This window comes from Nocardia sp. XZ_19_385 (assembly GCF_015355755.1).
Classification (GTDB): domain Bacteria; phylum Actinomycetota; class Actinomycetes; order Mycobacteriales; family Mycobacteriaceae; genus Nocardia.
In genome coordinates, this window is the sequence record NZ_JACVEE010000002.1 from 2,179,822 (window position 1) to 2,198,071 (window position 18,250).

Genomic DNA, 18,250 nt, shown 5'->3' on the forward strand with positions numbered 1-18,250 from the left:
TGCACCGAAAAGCGGTGGGCGGGTGCCCGATTCCGTTCGACCCGGCGCTGGGGTTCGAGCCCAGCGCCGGGGTGACGGACGAGCGTCTCAGCTCGGCCCGGCGATAATTCTCAGCTACGCAGTGCGCGAGCCAGGTTGACGTCCAGCGCGCCGAGGAACTCCTCGGTGCTCAGGTAGCCCTGGTCCCCGCCGACGAGCGCCGCGAGGTCCTTGGTCATCTGGCCGCCTTCGACGGTCTTGATGACGACGTCCTCGAGTGCCTGCGCGAAGCCGATCACCTCGGGGGTGTTGTCCAGCTTGCCGCGGTGTTCGAGGCCGCGGGTCCAGGCGAAGATCGACGCGATCGGGTTGGTCGAGGTCGGCTTGCCCTGCTGGTGCTGACGGTAGTGCCGGGTGACGGTGCCGTGTGCGGCCTCCGCCTCGCAGGTCTTGCCGTCCGGAGTGAGCAGCACCGAGGTCATCAGGCCGAGCGAGCCGAAGCCCTGGGCCACGGTGTCGGACTGCACGTCGCCGTCGTAGTTCTTGCAGGCCCAGACGTAGCCGCCCTCCCACTTCATGGAGGAGGCGACCATGTCGTCGATGAGGCGGTGCTCGTAGGTGAGCCCGGCCGCGTCGAACTGGGTCTTGAACTCGCTGTCGAAGATCTCCTGGAAGGTGTCCTTGAACATGCCGTCGTAGGCCTTCAGGATGGTGTTCTTCGTGGAGAGGTACACCGGGTAGTTCTGCTGCAGGCCGTAGTTGAACGAGGCCCGCGCGAAGTCGACGATCGACTGCTTGAAGTTGTACATGCCCATGACGACGCCGCCGTCCTCGGGCATCTTCACGACCTCGTGCACGATCGGCTCGCTGCCGTCCTCCGGGGTGAAGGTCAGCGTGACGGTGCCGGCCTGGTGCACCTTGAAGTCGGTGGCGCGGTACTGGTCACCGAAGGCGTGACGGCCGATGATGATCGGCTTCGTCCAGCCGGGTACCAGCCGGGGCACGTTGGAAATGATGATCGGGGCCCGGAAAATGGTGCCGCCGAGGATGTTGCGGATGGTGCCGTTGGGCGACCGCCACATCTTCTTCAGCCCGAATTCCTCGACGCGCGCCTCGTCAGGGGTGATGGTCGCGCACTTCACGCCGACGCCGTGCTGCTTGATGGCGTTGGCGGCGTCGATGGTGACCTGGTCGTCTGTCTTGTCCCGGTACTCGATGCCCAGGTCGTAGTACTCGAGGTTCACGTCGAGATACGGATGGATCAGCTTGTCCTTGATGAACTGCCAGATGATCCGGGTCATCTCGTCGCCGTCGAGTTCTACGACGGTGCCTTCAACCTTGATCTTTTTGGACATAGTTCTGCGGGTCCTCCTAAGGATGGTGCCCTCATTGCACGGCCAGGCGAACACGCTTGTGAGCGGACCCCAGCTGTTCCAACAGACAACGTATATGCCCCGCGTGGTCGGCGAGGCATGTGGTCAAACAAGACAAGCGTACTGCTGCTAACGAACTCACCGCGCGCCAGTACCCCTGAGTGAGAATGGTGACGAAAGTTACTCATTAGTACTTTTGTCCATTATTTGAGAAAGACAAGGTCCGTGTATCGCGAGTCGCTCGCGATACACGGACCGTTTACCCGAATCAGACTCCGACGGGGATTTTCACTTCGTCTTCGGCGCCCTCGATCAGGTTCTCCGGCTTGTCCCGGATCATCAGCGCGATGATCGGAATGGCCAGCGCGAAGAAGCCCGCACCGACATAGAAGGCGACGTCGTAGGAGTGGATGGACGCCCGGGCGACCAAGTTGTCGATACCGGGGTTTTCGGCGACGTAGTCCTTGGCCGCCTGCACCGAGATCGTGGTGAGCAAGGCGGTGCCGACCGCGCCACCGATCTGCTGGGCCGCGTTCAGCAGTGCGCTGGCCACGCCCGAGTCCTCTTCGTCCACCTGGTGCAGTGCGACGGCCTGCATGCCGACGAACAGCGGACCCATGCCGAGCGCGATCAGGAACTGAGCGGGCAGCACACTGGTGGCGAAGCTGTCGCCGAAGCTGAGCTGGGCCAGCAACACCAGTCCGATCACACCCAGCGCGGCGCCGACGATCATCAGCGGACGCGGGCCGAACTTCGGCAGCAGCGCGCTGGTGACGCCCGCGGAGATGGCGATACCGGCCGGGAACGCCAGGAATGCGACACCCGCCTTCAGCGGCGTGTAACCGAGCACGTTCTGCAAGTAGAAGCTCAGGAACAGGAACATCGCGAACATCGCGATCGGGATCAGCAGCGCGGCCAGCAGTGCGCCGCCCCGGTTGATCTCACCGGGAATGCGCAGCGGCAGCAGCGGATTCGCGGTCCGCGATTCGATGAAGACGAACGCGGCGAGCAGTGCGACACCGGCGACGATCAAGCCGATGGTGCTGCCGTCGGTCCAGCCGTGCTCGGCGGCGCGGCTGAAGCCGTAGACGATGCCGATCAGGCCCAGGGTGACGGTGATCGCGCCGGGCACGTCGTAACCGCCGGTGCGGGGCAGCGGCACGTCCTTCAGCACGAAGGCGAACGCGCCGACCAGGGCGAGGATCGCGATCGGGGTGTTGACCAGCAGCGTCCAGCGCCACGAGGCGTATTCGGTGAGCGCGCCACCGGCGATCAGGCCGATGGCCGCGCCGCCCGCCGAGATGCCGGCGAACACCGCGAACGCGCGGGCGCGCTCCTTGGTCTCGGTGAACGTCACCGACAGCAGCGACAGCGCCGCAGGGGCGAGCAGTGCGGCGAACGCGCCCTGCAGGCCACGGCCCGCGAACAGCTGTGCGCCGTTCTGGGCGAGACCGGCCAGCGCGGAGGCGGCGGCGAAGCCGATCAGGCCGATCATGAAGATCTTGCGCCGCCCCAGGTAGTCGGCGAGGCGTCCGCCGAGCAACAGCAGGCCGCCGAAGATCAGCGTGTAGGCGGTGAGCACCCACTGGGTGTTGCCGTCGCTGATGTCCAGATCACGTTGTGCGAAGGGCAGCGCGATGGTGACGATGGTGGCGTCCAGCACCACCATCAGCTGGGCCAAGGCGATCACGCCGAGCGCCCACCACCGGGCCGAGCCGCTTTGTTTTTCAAGAACATCCGCCGCTGGCGCAGTTCGGGTCACGGGTTTTCTCCCTCATCTGGGACGAGCTGTTTCAGAAGTACGCAGACGATCCTGGCACTGTGCGACATTTGGCGTCAAGGGAAAAATGTCGTAGTGCGACATTTGACTCATTCGGCCAAGTGGCGGAATGAGCTGCGTTATGGTGGCGACATGCTCGACGACTCATCGACCGGCCCCACCGCCGATCCCGAACCAGCGCCGGGTGCCAAGGCGCCGGCCGCCGGATTGCGGGAGCGCAAGAAGCAGCAAACCCGGTCGCGGATCATCGAAATAGCGCTCGATCTATGCGATGAGCAGGGCTTCGAGGCGACGACCGTGGAACAGATCGCGAACGCCGCCGATGTCTCGCCGCGCACCGTGAACCGGTACTTCGAGATCAAAGAGGACATCGTCCTGGGCCCGGTCGAGGATTTCGGGCAGGCCATCGCGGGACTGCTGCGGGCCCGGCCGAGCATCGACAACCCGCTGCAGGCGATGTGTGACGCCTATCTGCACATGGTCGACCTGGCCGCGGGCAACGACGCCGATGAGCTCATCTCCTTCCGCCGGTTCCAGAAGATGCAGCGGATCGTGCGCAGCAGCCCGGCGGTCAACGCGCGCGCGATGGAATTCGGCGACCGCAAGGGCGAAGCCGTCACCGCGGCGCTGGCCGAACGGCTCGGGGTGGAATCCGATTCACTCAAAGTGCGTTTGGCCGTCGCGACCTGGCAGATGATGTGTCACATCGCCTTCGACGCCGACCCGGACCTGATCCTGACCGGTGATCCCCAGACCGCGGCGTGTGCCACCCGGACGATCGTGCTCCGCGCGTTCGACGAGCTCCGCGCGCTGTGTAGCGCCCCGCTGTCCAAGTAGTTCCCACGCTGTGTCGTCCCGGCGGTTTCCGACCGGGACCAGCGGTGCTCGCGTGATCTTGTCGACGTGATTTCTACCGTCGACCGACCGCCAGCTACCATGTTCCTCAGGTCATGAGTGCCAGCGCGAAGCCCCGGCTCGCTGGTCGGCAACCCTCCAGCAGCGGTGGGGTGCTCCGGGTGATGACCTGGCTCTCGAAAGACGGGAGCAAGCGCGCTGTTCAGGAGGTCCTCATCATGTGTGCAACCCATGTGATCGGTCAGACGGCGTGACCGTGCAGACCGAACCGAACACCCGACGCCTGTTACCCGCCCCGGACGGCCGGCTCGGCCTGATCCCGATCGGCGATGTGCGCCTGGAGAACGGGGCTGTGGTCCCGGACGTCCAGCTCGCGGTGCAACGCTGGGGCGAACTCTCGCCCACCCTCGACAACGTGGTGCTGGTCGAGCATGCCTTGACCGGCGACTCGCACGTGATCGGCGCCCCCGACAATCTGCACCAGCTGCCCGGCTGGTGGGACGGCATGGTCGGCCCCGGCGCGCCGATCGACACCGACGAATGGTGCGTCATCGCCACCAACGTGCTCGGCGGCTGCAAGGGCAGCACCGGCCCGGCTACCTTGGCGCCGGACGGAAAGCCATGGGGCGCACGTTTTCCCGAGATCTCGATCCGCGATCAGGTGACCGCGGAGATCGCCCTGATGGATCTGCTCGGCATCGACCGGCTGGCCGCGGTCGTCGGCGGTTCGATGGGCGGCATGCGCGTCCTGGAATGGATGGTCGGCGCCCCCGAGCGGGTGGCCGCCGCGCTGGTGCTCGCGGTCGGCGCGCGCGCCACCGCCGATCAGATCGGCACCCAGACCACCCAGATCGCCGCCATCAAGGCCGATCCGGATTGGCAGGGCGGCAACTATCACGGCACCGATCGCGCGCCGATGACCGGCATGGGGCTGGCGCGGCGCATCGCGCACCTGACCTACCGCACCGAAGGCGAACTGGATCACCGCTTCGAGAACCACGCCCAGGGCGCCGAGGATCCGTGGCGCGGCGGCCGCTACGCGGTCCAGAGCTACCTGGAGCATCAGGCCGAAAAGCTGTGCGGCCGTTTCGATCCCGCCACCTATGTGCTGCTCACCGAGGCGATGAACCGGCACGATGTCGGCCGCGGGCGCGGCGGTGTCGAGGCCGCGCTGGCCGCGACTCCGGTGCCGTGTGTGGTCGGCGGCGTCGACTCCGATCGGCTCTACCCGCTGCGCACCCAGCAGGAACTCGCCGACCTGCTGCCCGGCTGTGCCCGGCTCGAGGTCGTGCACTCGCGCGACGGCCACGACGGGTTCCTCACCGAGGCGGCGGCGGTATCCAAGCTGCTCATCGAGACCATGCGACTGGCGCGAGAGAACCGGTAGCTCAAGACGTTTCGAGGGCGCTCCACGGACCTGCGGCCCAGCCGTCGGGTTCGTGTAGCGGTGTACTGCGCCATACGGGTGTCGCCGCGCCGTTGGTGAAGCGGTCTTTGTAGGAGTCGGCGCGGGTGGCGATCAAGTAGTAGCCCGCGAAATCCGCCTGGGGGACAGGCAGATACGCGCATACCAGGCCGGCTGCCATCGATAGGTCCCGGGCGCTGGCCGTCCCGACCGGCGCCTCGCCGTCGCCGCAGATGAAGGCGGCGACTGTCCACAACGGGAACAAGCCGCAGTCGATGCCATCGAACTTGCCTGGCATGCCGTCTCCCTACGCTGGGTCGGTGCATCGGACCGGCCGCCGAGGTCTGGGACGGCACCTTATTAGGCTATGGCTCGACTTTACGCCGGGTGGTCGCCGCAGCGATGCCTCTGAACTGACCTTCCATGGTCATTTCGCTGCCTCGCGCCGCGCTTGCTCGATCCGGTTGATATTGGTTTCGATCCACTCGCGCAGTGCCGCGATGGGAGTGCGCAGGCTGTGGCCGAGTTCGGTGCGGATGTACTCCACGCGCGGCGGCACGGTGGGATGCACTGTGCGTGAGACGAATCCGTCGCACTCCAGTTGGCGGAGGGTTTGCGTCAGCATCTTCTCGGAGACGCCTTCGACGCGGCGTCGCAGATCGGTATGGCGCAGGGTGCCGTCGGCGAGCGCGTCCACGATGAGCACGGTCCATTTGCCCGCGACGCGGTCGAGCACTTGACGCGTGGGGCATTCGGCGGAGTTCTGTTGCGGTATACCCCTATTGCACGCCGAGGGTCTTGATGGTGGCGGCGATGAAGAGGATGGCCGTGCCGAGCAGTGTCAGGGCGGCGACGTCGAAAGGCTTGCTGCGCACCGCGAGCAAGCCGACCCGCGGCGTCGGGAGGGCCAGGCGCAGGGCCGCGGCGAGCAGGGTTGCGCCGCCGAAGAAGAAGGCGCCACGGCGCCAGCGATCCCAGGCCACGAACACCACGGCCACGACGATGACCACGGCCACCAGCACCATGGGCAGGTGCACACGCAGGAATTGCGCGCCCGCTGTGTTCACCCGCCCCGTCGGCTGCGCCTCCTGCCATCCCCCAGGGCCCGGGTGCCGTTCGGCGGAGTCGTCGTCGCTCACGTCAGCGATTCTTGCAGACGTGTCTAATCCAACACTGCGACGCCTTCGATCTCGATGAGATGCTCGGGCGTGAACAGTGCGGCCACGCCGACCAGTGTGACGGCGGTTTCCGGGAACTCGTAGTGCTCCCGGGCCGCCGCGCCCGCCGCGCCGAGCGCTTCGAACTTCGACGGATCCCAATCCACGACATAGAACCGGACGCTCACCAGATCGGAGGCTTTGCCGCCCGCCGCCTCGAGCGCACGCCCGAGGTTGATCAGGGCCTGCGTGGTCTGCGCGGCCAGCCCGCCCGGCACCACCTGACCGGAGGCGTCGACGCCGACCTGCCCGGACAGATGCACGATGCGGCTGCCCGTGGCGACCGTCGCGTGCGCGAAACCTGGTGCGGGCGGCTCGGATCCGGCCGGATTGTGTGCGGTGCTCGGCATGGGATGCAGCCTATCCGGTCCCAGGGTGTGTGCGGTACGACAACCGCCGCCGCACCGAAAGGGCTACTACCGCGCGTAGTTCAGGCGTACGGTGAGAAGACGAAACCAGTACAGGGGGTATGGATCAATGCGTGCACTCACCCGAATCCGCCACTACGCCAGTGCTTTTCGGCAAGCGAAGCGCAACCGGTCGGATCTGCCCGGCTGGCTGGCGCGGCGGCCGCTGATCGGCTTCGCGGTCGCGGTATACGAGACCATGCTGCTCTTGAGCAACCGGCTGGACCCGAAGCTCAAGGAGTTGGCCGAACTGAAGGTCGCGGGCCTGATCAACTGCGAGTTCTGTCTCGATATCGGCTCCGCGCTGGCGCACTCCGCGGGGCTGTCCGAAAAACAGCTCATCGATCTCCCGCGCTACCGGACCAGCGCCGCCTACACGGACCTGGAGAAACTGGTCATCTCCTTCGCCGAAGCCATGACAGCCACACCTGCGATCGACCTCGAGAACGTGCGCACCGAGCTGCTGACCCACCTGTCCAAGGCGCAACTCGCCGAGCTGGCCGCCGCCATCGCCTGGGAGAACCAGCGCGCCCGGATCAACCAGGGCCTCGGTGTCCGCCCCACCGGCATGGCCGAGGGCGGAGTCTGCGCCCTGCCGGAACGGCCGACGCAGTAGCACTCGCACCGGAACCGGCTCGTCGGGCGCGGCCCTGCCATCTGGTTGACTGATCGAGTGTTCCGAGTGATGTTTCATGAGCCCGCGATTCCGGGGAACACCGGCAACGCGATCCGCATGGTCGCGGGGACCGGGTGCGAACTGCACCTGATCGAACCGCTCGGATTCGATCTGTCCGAGGCGAAGCTGCGCCGGGCCGGGCTGGATTACCACGATCTGGCGTCGGTGACGGTGCACGAGAATCTCGCCTCGGCGTGGGAGGCATTGCGGCCGGAGCGGGTTTTCGCCTTCACCACCCAGGCTGCTACGCACTACACCGAGGTCGATTACCAGGTGGGGGATGTTCTGCTGTTCGGTACCGAGCCTACCGGTCTGCCCGCCGAGGTTCTCGATGATCCGCACCTCACCGCGCACCTGCGCATCCCGATGCTGCCGGGGCGGCGTTCGATGAACCTCTCGAACGCGGCAGCAGTCGTGACGTACGAGGCTTGGCGGCAGCTCGGCTTTCCCGGCGGCGTGTAGTCGAGATCCCGGCGCGACGCGTGGGCAAGCTCACCGGCATCCGGGGAGCGAATCCGGCTGCCGAGTAGTTGACCACTGTGTGACTTCGTCGACCCTCGCCCCGCCCGCGCCCGAGCGGACCAGCTGGCATGTCCCCGCCATGCTGGCGCTCGCGCTCGGCGGGTTCGGGATCGGCACCACCGAATTCGTGTCGATGGGTTTGCTGCCGAACATTGCCGAGGCCATGGATGTCTCCGAGCCGACGGCCGGGCACGCGGTTTCCGCCTATGCGCTGGGCGTGGTGGTGGGCGCACCGCTGATCGCGGCGTCGTGCGCGCGGATGGCGCGCAAACGGCTGCTGGTGCTGTTGATGATCGCCTTCACCATCGGCAATGCCGCCACCGTGTTCGCGCCGACCTTCCAGACCCTGCTGGCCGCACGGTTCGTTTCCGGGCTCCCGCATGGCGCTTATTTCGGCGTGGCTTCGCTGGCCGCGGCCAGCCTCGCACCTGCCGGTCAGCGGGCCAAGGCGGTTGCCGCGGTTATGCTGGGGTTGAGCGCCGCCAACGTTGTCGGCGTTCCCGGCGCCACCTGGCTCGGCCAGCATCTCGGCTGGCGTGATGCGTACCTGGTGGTCGCGATCATCGGCTTGGCGACGATCGCCGCCCTGCTCGCCTTCGTCCCGGACCTCACCGGATTCAAAACGACCAGCCCGCTCACCGAGCTCGGCGCCCTGCGCCGTCCGCAGGTGCTGCTGACCCTGGCGGTCGGCGCGGTCGGCTTCGGCGGCATGTTCGCCGTGTACACCTACATCACCACCACGCTCACCGACGTGGCCGGCATGCGCGCGGCGCTGGTCCCGATCGTGCTGATGCTGTTCGGCCTGGGCATGATCGCGGGCAACATCATCGGCGGCGTGCTGGCCGACCGGGGTGTGGATCGCGCGGTGTTCCTGGCGATGATCGCGATGGCGGTGATTCTGGCCGCCTTCGTCGCCGCCGCGCACAATCCGATCACCGCGGGCATCGGCGCGTTCCTGGTCGGGGCTTCCGGCGCGGCATTGGCGCCCGGCCTGCAAACCCGGTTGATGGACGTGGCGGCCGACGCGCAAACGCTGGCGGCCGCGCTCAACCATGCCGCGCTCAATATCGCGAATGCGGCGGGTGCGTGGCTCGGTGGGCTGGTCATCGCCGCCGGGCTCGGGTACACCGCACCGGCCGTGGTCGGCGCGGGTCTGGCGGTCGCGGGCGTGCTGCTGTTCACCGTCACGGTGTGGGCGGCTCGCCGGTCGGCGCCACCGCCGGCCTACCACTGAGAACATACAGATCTGTATGTAAGTGTTAGAATTCGCGGATGACCAGGATCTTAGGTGGCGCGAAGAAGCCGCGCCGGACGCAGGAGCAGCGTAGCAGCGAGATGCGCACGCGGCTGCTCGACGCCACCATCGACTGTCTGGTCGAATTCGGCTACGCCGGAACGACAACGCCGCGGGTCGCCGAGCGCGCGGGTGTCACCCGCGGTGCCCAGGTGCATCACTTCGGATCCAAGAACGACCTGGTCGTGGCGGCCATCAGCCATCTCGCGCAACGCCGCACCGAAGCGGCCATGCAGGAGATCGGCCGGATCAAGGCCGGGCCTGACCCGATCGCCACCGTGCTCGATTTCCTGTGGGAACTGCATCAGGGCCCGCTGTTCATCGCGGCGATGGAGCTGTGGGTGGCCGGACGCACCGACCCGGTGCTCGCGGCCGCGGCGGGCAAGGTCGAGCCGTTCGTCAACAATGCCGTGCTGATGGCGCTGGCCCAGTATGTGCCGGACGAGGTAACCCGCAGGGACGCCCGCGATTTCGTCTACACCGCGATGGACGCCCTGCGCGGCATCCTGGTCTCCAGCTTCATCGACTCCGATCCCGAACGCGCGCACCGGCGTTGGCAGCGCGCGACGGTGCATCTGCGCGAGGCCGCGAAGGTCTCGCTGCCGGGCATCCGGCTCGTCGACTGAAACGACAAAGGCCGCGGCCGCCGAATCGTGTTCGGCTGCCGCGGCCTTCGTTGTGGCTAGTGCTGGCGGGGCAGCAGGTGGACGCCGTGCTTGTCCGTAGACAGCGCCAGCGAGCTGATGTACTGGATCTCGCCCGCCGGGCCCGGCACCGCCGAGGCGATCATGTCCGGGCGCTCGAACTCCATGCCGGTCGCCACGCAGGTCAGCGTCTCGCCTGTCGGGTTGCCGTGCTCGTCGAACATCGGCAGTTCGATGCCGTCGTCGGTGCGGCGCAGGTAGTACTTGCCCTTGGTGAGGATCGCGGTCAGCGGTGTCGCGACGAACGCGACGAGCACGGCGACGATGGGGGAGTACGGCTTCAGCAGCTCACCGAACAGGCCGAAGAAGGTCATGATCGACAGCACCGCCGACAACCCGAAGCCGACCAGGCCGACGGGATTGAAGTCGTAGAGCATGCCGCGCCGGAACTCCGGCACCTTCGGCGAGATCTTCAGGACGTACTTGTTGATCGCGATATCGGTGGCGACGGTGACGATCCAGGCGATGCCGCAGTTGGCGTAGAAGCCGAGGATGTTGTTCAGGAAGTCGAACATGTTGGCTTCCATCAGGATCAGCGCGATCGCCAGGTTCACGCCCAGGAAGACCAGCCGGCCCGGGTAGGTCTTGGTGACCCGGGTGTAGGAGTTGGTCCAGGCCAGCGAGCCGGAGTAGGCGTTCGTCACGTTGATCTTGATCTGGCTGATCACGACCAGCACCACCGCCAGCGTCATGGCCAGCCAGCCCGGCACCATGTCCTTGTAGATCTCCAGGAACTGGTGCACCGGCTGGTTCGCGATGCCTTGGGCCGCAGGCAGATTCGCGATCAGGTAGACCGCGAGGAAGAGTCCGACGACCTGCTTGATCGCGCCGAACAGCACCCAGCCCGGGCCGGCCAGCAGCATCCAGGTCCACCACTTGCGCGAGTTCTCCGGGGTACGCGGCGGCATGAAGCGCAGGTAGTCGATCTGCTCGGCGATCTGCGCGATCAGCGACAGGCACACCCCGGCGGCCAGCAGGGTGCCCGAAATGCTCACGCCCGCACCGTCTTTGCCGCCGTAGGACCAGAACGCGTCCACCGACTCGGGATGGCGCACCACCAGGAAGCCGAACGGCAGCACCATCAGCAGCAGCCACAGCGGGGTGGTCCACACCTGCAGTTTGGCCAGTGTGTTCATGCCGTAGATGACCAGCGGGAAGATCAGCACCGTGGACAGCAGATAACCCAGCCATAGGGGAATTCCGAGCCCGAGTTCCAGGCCCTGCGCCATGATCGAACCCTCGAGCGCGAAAAAGATGAAGGTGAACGACGCGAACACGATATTGGTGATCACCGAGCCGTAATAGCCGAATCCGCTACCGCGCGTGATCAAGTCGAGATCGATGTTGTAGCGCGCCGCGTAATAGGCCAGCGGAAAGCCGGTCAGCATGACGATAATCGAGAAGATGGCGATGCCGAGCAGCGCGTTTCCGGTGCCGTGCGCGATTCCGATATTCGCGCCGATGGCGAAGTCGGCCAGGTAGGCGATACCGCCCAGGGCCGAGATGCCGACCACCGCCGGGCTCCACTTCCGGTAACTGCGCGGCGCGAACCGGAGGGTGTAATCCTCCAGCGTTTCCTTCGCCGCCGCTATTCCATCTGAGTTCGTCGAGCGGGTGTCTACATCGACCACGTTCTTCTCCTCGTCCCCTCACCAGACACAAAGCAACCCTGTGAACTTCGCGTGCCGATGTGGACGGGGAATTTCCGAACCATTACGCCGCTGTTAATCGGGCTCAGTCGTGAGTGAGGTCACATTCGCCCGGTTTGCGAGCTCCGATCGACTGTGTTGCGACGAGACGACGGGCGAGTTCGGTGCGTACATACACGTTCGGCTGTATGTGCCGTTGGTGGCTACAGCCTGGCTAAATGGCCAATTCCGGGCGACGAGTACCGGCGACCCTTGTGTGGTTACGTGCATCTCTGTATGTTTGTGACAGTTCGGTCCGCACGGATCGCTCAACGTCGTCCGCCAGCGGGGTGTGGACGACCAGGAACCTGAGGAGTTCGATGACGAACAAGGTCTACGTCGTCGGCGTCGGCATGACGAAGTTCGAGAAGCCGGGCCGCCGCAAGAACGAAGACGGCAGCGACTGGGACTACCCGGACATGGCGCGGGAGTCGGGCACCAAGGCGCTCGCCGACGCCGGGATCGACTACCGCGAGGTCGAGCAGGCCTACGTCGGCTACGTCTACGGCGAATCCACCTCCGGTCAGCGCGCGGTCTACGAACTGGGCATGACCGGCATCCCGGTGGTCAACGTCAACAACAACTGCTCCACCGGATCCACCGCGCTTTACCTTGCGGCGCAGGCGATTCGGGGCGGGCTCGCCGAATGCACCCTCGCCCTGGGCTTCGAGAAGATGCAGCCCGGCTCGCTCGGCTCCACCTGGGACGACCGGGAACAGCCGATGGCCAAGCACATCATGGCGCTCGCCGAGATCTCCGAGGTGCTGTTCCCGGTGGCGCCGTGGATGTTCGGCGCGGCCGGCCGCGAGCACATGAAGCAGTACGGCACCACGCTCGAGCACTTCGCCAAGATCGGCTACAAGAACCACAAGCACTCGGTCAACAACCCGTATTCGCAGTTCCAGGACGCGTACTCGCTCGAGGACATCCTGAGCTCGCGGATGATCTACGAGCCGCTGACCAAGCTGCAGTGCTCGCCGACCTCCGACGGGTCCGGCGCGGTCATCCTGGCCAGCGAAGACTTCGTGAATAAGCACGATCTCGCGGCTCAGGCAGTGGAGATCGTCGGCCAGACCATGACCACCGACTTCGCCTCCACCTTCGACGGCACCGCCAAGAACCTGATCGGCTACGACATGAATGTCCAGGCCGCGCGCAAGGTGTACGACCAGGCCGGGCTGGGCGCCGAGGACTTCCAGGTCATCGAGCTGCACGACTGCTTCTCCGCCAACGAGCTGCTGCTCTACGAAGCGCTGGGGCTGTGCGGTGAGGGTGAGGCCGGGAAGCTCATCGACGAGAACCAGACCACCTACGGCGGCAAGTGGGTCGTGAACCCCTCCGGCGGACTCATTTCCAAGGGACACCCTTTGGGCGCAACGGGTTTGGCGCAGTGTTCAGAGCTCACCTGGCAGCTGCGCGGCACCGCCGACAAGCGGCAGGTCGACAACGTCACCGCCGCACTCCAGCACAACATCGGCCTCGGCGGCGCGGCGGTTGTCACCGCCTACCAGCGCGCCGACCGCTGAATCATCCACCAACGACGAAGGAGTCATCTCATGGGACACATCGAAGCCACCAAAGACGTCAACGCCACCCCCGAGGCGCTGTGGGCGGTCGTCGCCGACCCGCAGAGCTGGGACAAGTGGTTCTCCATTCACGAGCGCTTCATGGAGGAGCCGCCGGCCACGCTGACCGCAGGCTCCAAGCTGGTCGCCAAGATCGTCATGCTCGGCATGGCCAACAAGCTGGAATGGACTGTGGTGGCGGTGGATTCGCCGAACACGCTGACCCTCGGCGGTGTCGGCATGGCCGGTGTGAAGACCGAATTCACCTTCGACATCCAGCCCAAGGCCGAGGGCGGGTCCGTGGTGAAGGTGTCCGGTGATTTCGAGGGTGCGCTGATCAAGGGTGCGCTCGGCAAGGCGGTCGAGAAGGACGGCCTCAAGCAGCTCGACAAGTCGCTGGAGCAGCTGGACGCACTGGCCGCCACGGCTGCCTGATAGCCGAGCTGAGGAGAGCGCGATGACGGAAACGACCCCCCGCCTGGTGGAGTTCGACGACTCCGGGCTGGAAACCTGGTGCGACGACGAACGATTCGAAGTCACCGGGGAACGGATCGCCGAATACGCGGCGGCCACCAACGATCCCATCGAAGCCCACCTGACGGGCAAGGTCGCCTCGCCGGTCTTCGCCATCGTCCCGGTGTTCGAGGCGATGATGATGCCGGTGATCGACGTCGCGCCGATGGACGTCTTCGGCCGGGTCGTGCACGGGGAGCAGGACTTTCACTTCCACCGCGCGATCCAGCCGGGGGACCAGCTGGTCTCGCGGGCCAAGGCTGTCGGCTACACCAGTAGGTCGAACGGGACCACGATCACCATCCTCATCGAATGCCGCACCGAGGCAGGCGAACTCGTCAACGAGCAGTATCTGACGGCGTTCTTCCGCGGCATCGACGCGGGCAAGACGGTCGGCGAGGCCGCGCCCGCGCACAAGTTCGACGAGGCGCTGCGGCAACAGGATCCGGTGGCCGTGGTGCCACAGCACGTGGATCTGGACCAGACCTACCGTTACGCGCCGGCCTCCGGCGATCCGGTGCCGCTGCACTTGGACGAGCAGGTCGCCAAGGATGCCGGGCTGCCCGGCATCATCGCGCACGGTCTGTGCACCCAGGCGTTCGCGTCCTGGGCTGTGCTCACCGAGGTCGCTGGTTCGGATGTGAACCGGCTCGAGCGATTCGCGGTGCGCTTCGCCAAGATGGTGTTCCCCGGCGACGACCTGGAGACCCGCATCTGGAAGGTGGGCTCCGCCGATGGCGTGACCACCTATGCCTTCGAGACAGTGCGCGGAGCAGATGTCGTGCTCAGCGACGGCCTCGCCGAAATCGCCGACTGACCACCCTCTCCCGTCATCCCGGCACACGCCGGGATCCACAGCAACCTAGGAGCCGCACACCATGGGTGCTCTTGCAGGAAAAGTCGCCGTCATCACCGGCGCGGGCCGCGGAATCGGCCGGGAACACGCGCTGCTGTTCGCCCGCGAAGGCGCGGCCATCGTGGTCAACGACCTCGGCGGCAGCAACGCCGGTGAGGGTACCGACATCGGCCCCGCCCAGGAAGTCGCGAACGAGATCATCGCGGCGGGTGGCCGGGCGGTCGCCAACACCGAGAACATCGCCAGTTGGGACGGCGCGAAGAAGCTTGTCGACCAGGCGGTTTCGGAGTTCGGCGGCCTCGACATCGTGATCAACAACGCGGGCATCCTGCGGGACGCGTTCATCGCGGGCATGGACGAAGCCCAGTGGGACGCCGTCGTCGCCGTGCACCTGAAGGGGCACGCGGCGGTGCTGCATCACGCCGCCGCGTTCTGGAAAGAGCAGAGCAAGGCGGGCAACCAGCCCAACGCCGCGGTCGTCAACACCGCCTCCGCGTCCGGCGTCACCGTGCCGAACGCGGGCCAGGCCAACTACGGCGCCGCCAAGGCCGCCATCGCCGCGCTGACCTTGGTCGCGGCCGACGAGCTGCAGCGCTACGGCGTCCGGGTCAACGCCATCGCGCCCATCGCGCGGACCCGGCTCACCCTGGCCACCCCCGGTATGGGCGAGATCATGGCCGCGGAGGCCGAATACCTGGAAGAGGGCGATTTCGATGCCTTCAGCCCCGCCAATATCTCCCCGCTGGTCGCATACTTGGCTTCGGACAAGTGCGCGATCACCGGCAAGGTGTTCGCCGTGCAGGGCGGCGCCATCTCCGAGCTGGCGGGCTGGCACGACGTGAAGACGATCGAAACCGAGGGCCCGTGGCTGATCGACGACATCGCCGCCCGCCTCCCCTGATCCGCCGAAACTGGTAGGAGAACAACGATGTTCGAATGGTCCGAGACCGATGTCATGATCCGCGATGCCGTGCGCGCCTTCATCGCCAAGGAAGTGCGCCCCAACCTCGACGCCCTCGACAGCGGCGAAATGCAGCCGTACCCAGTGATCCGGAAGCTGTTCAGCGAGTTCGGGATCGACGCCATGGGCGGCGAAGCGGTCGACAAACTGCTGGCCCGGCAGCGCAAGATCGAGGAAGCCATCGCGGCGGGTGAGCCGAAGCCGGAGAAGAAGGAGAAGTCCTCCGGCGGTAGCCCGTTCGCGGGTCAGGAATCGCTGATGGCGGTGCTGATCGGCGAACTGTCCGGAGTCTGCATGGGTTTGGTCACCGCCATGGGCGTATCCATCGGTCTCGGCGCCACCACCATCCTCTCGCGCGGCACGCTCGCGCAGAAGGAGCGGTGGATCAAGGACATCGTGACCATGCAGAAGGTCGCGGCCTGGGCGATCACCGAACCCGACTCGGGCTCGGACGCGTTCGGCGGCATGAAGACCTACGTCAAGCGCGACGGCGATGATTACATCCTCAACGGCCAGAAGACCTTCATCACCAACGGCCCGTTCGCCGATGTGATGGTGGTCTACGCCAAGCTCGACGAGGGTGACGGCGCGGACAAGCGCGAGCGCAAGGTCCTGACCTTCGTCCTGGACAAGGGCATGGACGGCCTCACCCAGGGCAAGCCGTTCAAGAAGATGGGCCTGCACTCCTCGCCGACCGGCGAATTGTTCTTCGACAACGTGCGTTTGGGCAAGGATCGCCTGCTCGGCGAGACCGAGGAGCACAAGGGCGGCGACGGACGCGAAAGCGCCCGTTCGAGTTTCACCGCCGAACGCATCGGCGTCGGGTTCATGGCGCTGGGCATCATCAACGAATGTCACCGGCTCTGCCTGGATTACGCCAAGAACCGCAAGCTCTGGGGCCAGGAGATCGGCCGCTTCCAGCTGGTTCAGCTCAAGCTGGCCAAGATGGAGATCGCCCGGATCAACGTGCAGAACATGGTGTTCAACGTGCTCGAGCGGGGCCGCGCCGGCAAGCCGCCGAGCCTGGCCGAAGCCTCGGCGATCAAGCTGTACGCCTCCGAAGCGGCCACCGAGGTCGCGATGGAAGCCGTCCAGTTGTTCGGCGGCAACGGCTATATGACCGAGTACCACGTCGAGCAGCTCGCCCGCGACGCCAAGTCGCTGATGATCTACGCGGGCAGCAACGAGATCCAGGTGACCCACATCGCCAAAGGCCTGCTGGCCCAGTGAGTTCTGAACCCGGGTGCGCACCGCGCACCCGGGTTCCGTCGCAAAGGGGCGACCGGACGTGATCAGCGAAACCACCACTCGGTACAACGACGTCGGCACCCGCGTGCTGTCCGTCGCCGGTACCGGCACACCAATCCTGTTGCTACACGGGTATGCCGACAGCGCGGACACCTGGCGAGGGGTGCTCGGTGAACTGGGGAGAGCCGGTCACGCCGCCTTCGCGGTAGACCTCCCCGGCTTCGGCCTGGCCGATCCACGCCTGCCGGGCCCGCTCACACCCCAGTTCGAAGCCTTCGTGGACGCGATCATCGCCGAGCACGGGCCCGTTGTGCTGGTAGGCAATTCGCTCGGTGCGGCTACTGCCCTGCGCGCCGCCGCCCGCGACACCACCGGCGCGGTCGCGGCACTGATCACGCTCGACGAACCGGTGATGGCCCAGCACTGGCTGGCCCGCCTCGCCCACCGCGGCGACTACGCCGGGTTCTTCCGCATTGTCGCGGCGCTCCCGGTCCCCGAACGCGTCTTCCACTGGGGCATCCGTCGCGCTGTCCGCCTCTTCGTCTACGGCCCGGGCTTCCCCGCCGACCCCGACTTCCTCGCCACCGCAATCCGCTCGATCCCGAACATGCGGGCAGCCGCCGCCCGTGGCGCCGACGCCGTCCGCTACGCCCGCGAAAACCCCAGCGGCCACGGCCCTTTGGCGATTACCTGTCCCGCCCTCATCGTGCACGGCGCGAAAGACCGCATCATCCCGGTATCCGCCAGCCGCGCCCTGCACGCCCTCCTCCCCAGCAGCGAACTCGTCGTGCTCCCGGGCGTGGGCCACTGCCCCCAACTCGATGCGCCGGCCGAAGTCACCCGGATGGTGCTGTCTTTCATCGCGCGAACGGCGGACGGTCAGTCCGAAACCGGATAGGCCCCACCGGGTTACTCGGACGGCGGGTTCTTCAGCAAGTCGAGTACTTCGCCGAGAGTGGCGGTGATCGCATCCAGCTTCATGGTGTGCTGGCGCTGGGCCGCGATGACGAGGCCTAGTTGACGGTTACCCCGGCGCACTCGGCGGTAAGTATGGCGGAGGTTCGCGTCGGTGCTCACCGCCTTGACCTGCATTGCTGCCAAAATATCGAAGAAATCGTTGCGAAGTTGTTCGATCTCCCGGCTTTTCGGAGTGCTCCCCATGACGTGCAACGGTAGAGGGTCGCCGCGCCGCGGTCTAGCCACTTAT

At 66.3% G+C, this 18,250-nt stretch carries 20 protein-coding genes and 1 riboswitch; of the genes, 12 read left to right on the plus strand and 8 right to left on the minus strand.

Features of this window, described 5'->3' with window-relative positions:
* Positions 1–110: 110 nt before the first annotated feature.
* Together IBX22_RS22535 and IBX22_RS22540 are read right to left on the minus strand one after the other, a co-directional pair.
* Entirely contained in the window at positions 111–1,334 is a 1,224-nt protein-coding gene (locus IBX22_RS22535; protein ID WP_194817475.1) for an NADP-dependent isocitrate dehydrogenase, read from the minus strand.
* A 286-nt stretch (positions 1,335–1,620) separates the two neighbouring features.
* Complete coding sequence (locus IBX22_RS22540) at positions 1,621–3,114, minus strand: MFS transporter (protein WP_194817476.1); 1,494 nt, start codon at positions 3,112–3,114, stop codon at positions 1,621–1,623.
* Positions 3,115–3,264: 150 nt separating this feature from the next.
* Here IBX22_RS22540 and IBX22_RS22545 point away from each other — a divergent pair, with 150 nt between their 5' ends.
* A complete protein-coding gene (locus tag IBX22_RS22545; protein ID WP_194817477.1) occupies positions 3,265–3,969 on the plus strand; it encodes a TetR/AcrR family transcriptional regulator in 705 nt (234 codons plus the stop codon).
* 109 nt (positions 3,970–4,078) lie between these two features.
* A riboswitch (SAM riboswitch) is annotated at positions 4,079–4,189 on the plus strand.
* A gap of 48 nt (positions 4,190–4,237) precedes the next feature.
* On the plus strand, positions 4,238–5,374 hold the full coding sequence (locus IBX22_RS22550) for a homoserine O-acetyltransferase (RefSeq protein ID WP_194817478.1): 1,137 nt from the start codon (positions 4,238–4,240) through the stop codon (positions 5,372–5,374).
* A 1-nt stretch (position 5,375) separates the two neighbouring features.
* Here the strand turns inward: IBX22_RS22550 and IBX22_RS22555 are convergent, their stop codons facing one another.
* The 4 genes from IBX22_RS22555 to IBX22_RS22570 all read right to left on the minus strand — a co-directional run bounded on the left by IBX22_RS22555 (position 5,376) and on the right by IBX22_RS22570 (position 6,959).
* Positions 5,376–5,690, minus strand: a complete 315-nt coding sequence (locus IBX22_RS22555; RefSeq protein ID WP_194817479.1) for a hypothetical protein — start codon at positions 5,688–5,690, stop codon at positions 5,376–5,378.
* Between the two features lie 129 nt (positions 5,691–5,819).
* Entirely contained in the window at positions 5,820–6,167 is a 348-nt protein-coding gene (locus IBX22_RS22560; RefSeq protein WP_194817867.1) for a helix-turn-helix domain-containing protein, read from the minus strand.
* Positions 6,168–6,171: 4 nt separating this feature from the next.
* A complete protein-coding gene (locus IBX22_RS22565; protein ID WP_194817868.1) occupies positions 6,172–6,417 on the minus strand; it encodes a DUF3017 domain-containing protein in 246 nt (81 codons plus the stop codon).
* A 137-nt stretch (positions 6,418–6,554) separates the two neighbouring features.
* The gene (locus IBX22_RS22570) at positions 6,555–6,959 is read right to left on the minus strand and encodes a RidA family protein (protein WP_194817480.1); all 405 of its coding nucleotides are present in this window, start codon (positions 6,957–6,959) and stop codon (positions 6,555–6,557) included.
* A gap of 127 nt (positions 6,960–7,086) precedes the next feature.
* Between IBX22_RS22570 and IBX22_RS22575 the strand changes: the two genes are divergently transcribed.
* The 4 genes from IBX22_RS22575 to IBX22_RS22590 all read left to right on the plus strand — a co-directional run bounded on the left by IBX22_RS22575 (position 7,087) and on the right by IBX22_RS22590 (position 10,134).
* Positions 7,087–7,632: a carboxymuconolactone decarboxylase family protein gene (locus IBX22_RS22575; protein ID WP_194817481.1), complete on the plus strand. Its 546-nt coding sequence runs from the start codon at positions 7,087–7,089 to the stop codon at positions 7,630–7,632.
* A gap of 57 nt (positions 7,633–7,689) precedes the next feature.
* Complete coding sequence (locus IBX22_RS22580; RefSeq protein ID WP_194817482.1) at positions 7,690–8,154, plus strand: tRNA (cytidine(34)-2'-O)-methyltransferase; 465 nt, start codon at positions 7,690–7,692, stop codon at positions 8,152–8,154.
* 139 nt (positions 8,155–8,293) lie between these two features.
* Positions 8,294–9,448 carry an MFS transporter gene (locus IBX22_RS22585; RefSeq protein WP_194817869.1) on the plus strand — a complete coding sequence of 385 codons (1,155 nt, stop codon included), beginning with the start codon at positions 8,294–8,296 and terminating at the stop codon, positions 9,446–9,448.
* A gap of 38 nt (positions 9,449–9,486) precedes the next feature.
* The gene (locus tag IBX22_RS22590) at positions 9,487–10,134 is read left to right on the plus strand and encodes a TetR/AcrR family transcriptional regulator (protein WP_194817483.1); all 648 of its coding nucleotides are present in this window, start codon (positions 9,487–9,489) and stop codon (positions 10,132–10,134) included.
* 56 nt (positions 10,135–10,190) lie between these two features.
* On the opposite strand, the gene IBX22_RS22595 is transcribed toward IBX22_RS22590, so the two are convergent.
* Positions 10,191–11,843: a cytosine permease gene (locus IBX22_RS22595; RefSeq protein ID WP_194817484.1), complete on the minus strand. Its 1,653-nt coding sequence runs from the start codon at positions 11,841–11,843 to the stop codon at positions 10,191–10,193.
* Positions 11,844–12,220: 377 nt separating this feature from the next.
* On the opposite strand from IBX22_RS22595, the gene IBX22_RS22600 reads away from it, so the two are divergent.
* The 6 genes from IBX22_RS22600 to IBX22_RS22625 all read left to right on the plus strand — a co-directional run bounded on the left by IBX22_RS22600 (position 12,221) and on the right by IBX22_RS22625 (position 17,941).
* Positions 12,221–13,426: a lipid-transfer protein gene (locus IBX22_RS22600; protein ID WP_194817485.1), complete on the plus strand. Its 1,206-nt coding sequence runs from the start codon at positions 12,221–12,223 to the stop codon at positions 13,424–13,426.
* Positions 13,427–13,456: 30 nt separating this feature from the next.
* Complete coding sequence (locus tag IBX22_RS22605; protein WP_194817486.1) at positions 13,457–13,900, plus strand: SRPBCC family protein; 444 nt, start codon at positions 13,457–13,459, stop codon at positions 13,898–13,900.
* Between the two features lie 22 nt (positions 13,901–13,922).
* Entirely contained in the window at positions 13,923–14,795 is an 873-nt protein-coding gene (locus IBX22_RS22610; RefSeq protein WP_194817487.1) for a MaoC/PaaZ C-terminal domain-containing protein, read from the plus strand.
* Positions 14,796–14,856: 61 nt separating this feature from the next.
* Positions 14,857–15,735, plus strand: coding sequence for an SDR family oxidoreductase (locus IBX22_RS22615; RefSeq protein ID WP_194817488.1), 879 nt, complete (start codon positions 14,857–14,859; stop codon positions 15,733–15,735).
* A gap of 27 nt (positions 15,736–15,762) precedes the next feature.
* Entirely contained in the window at positions 15,763–17,025 is a 1,263-nt protein-coding gene (locus IBX22_RS22620) for an acyl-CoA dehydrogenase family protein (protein WP_194817489.1), read from the plus strand.
* Positions 17,026–17,083: 58 nt separating this feature from the next.
* Positions 17,084–17,941, plus strand: a complete 858-nt coding sequence (locus IBX22_RS22625; RefSeq protein ID WP_194817490.1) for an alpha/beta fold hydrolase — start codon at positions 17,084–17,086, stop codon at positions 17,939–17,941.
* Positions 17,942–17,952: 11 nt separating this feature from the next.
* On the opposite strand, the gene IBX22_RS22630 is transcribed toward IBX22_RS22625, so the two are convergent.
* On the minus strand, positions 17,953–18,204 hold the full coding sequence (locus tag IBX22_RS22630; protein WP_194817491.1) for a hypothetical protein: 252 nt from the start codon (positions 18,202–18,204) through the stop codon (positions 17,953–17,955).
* Positions 18,205–18,250: the final 46 nt, after the last annotated feature.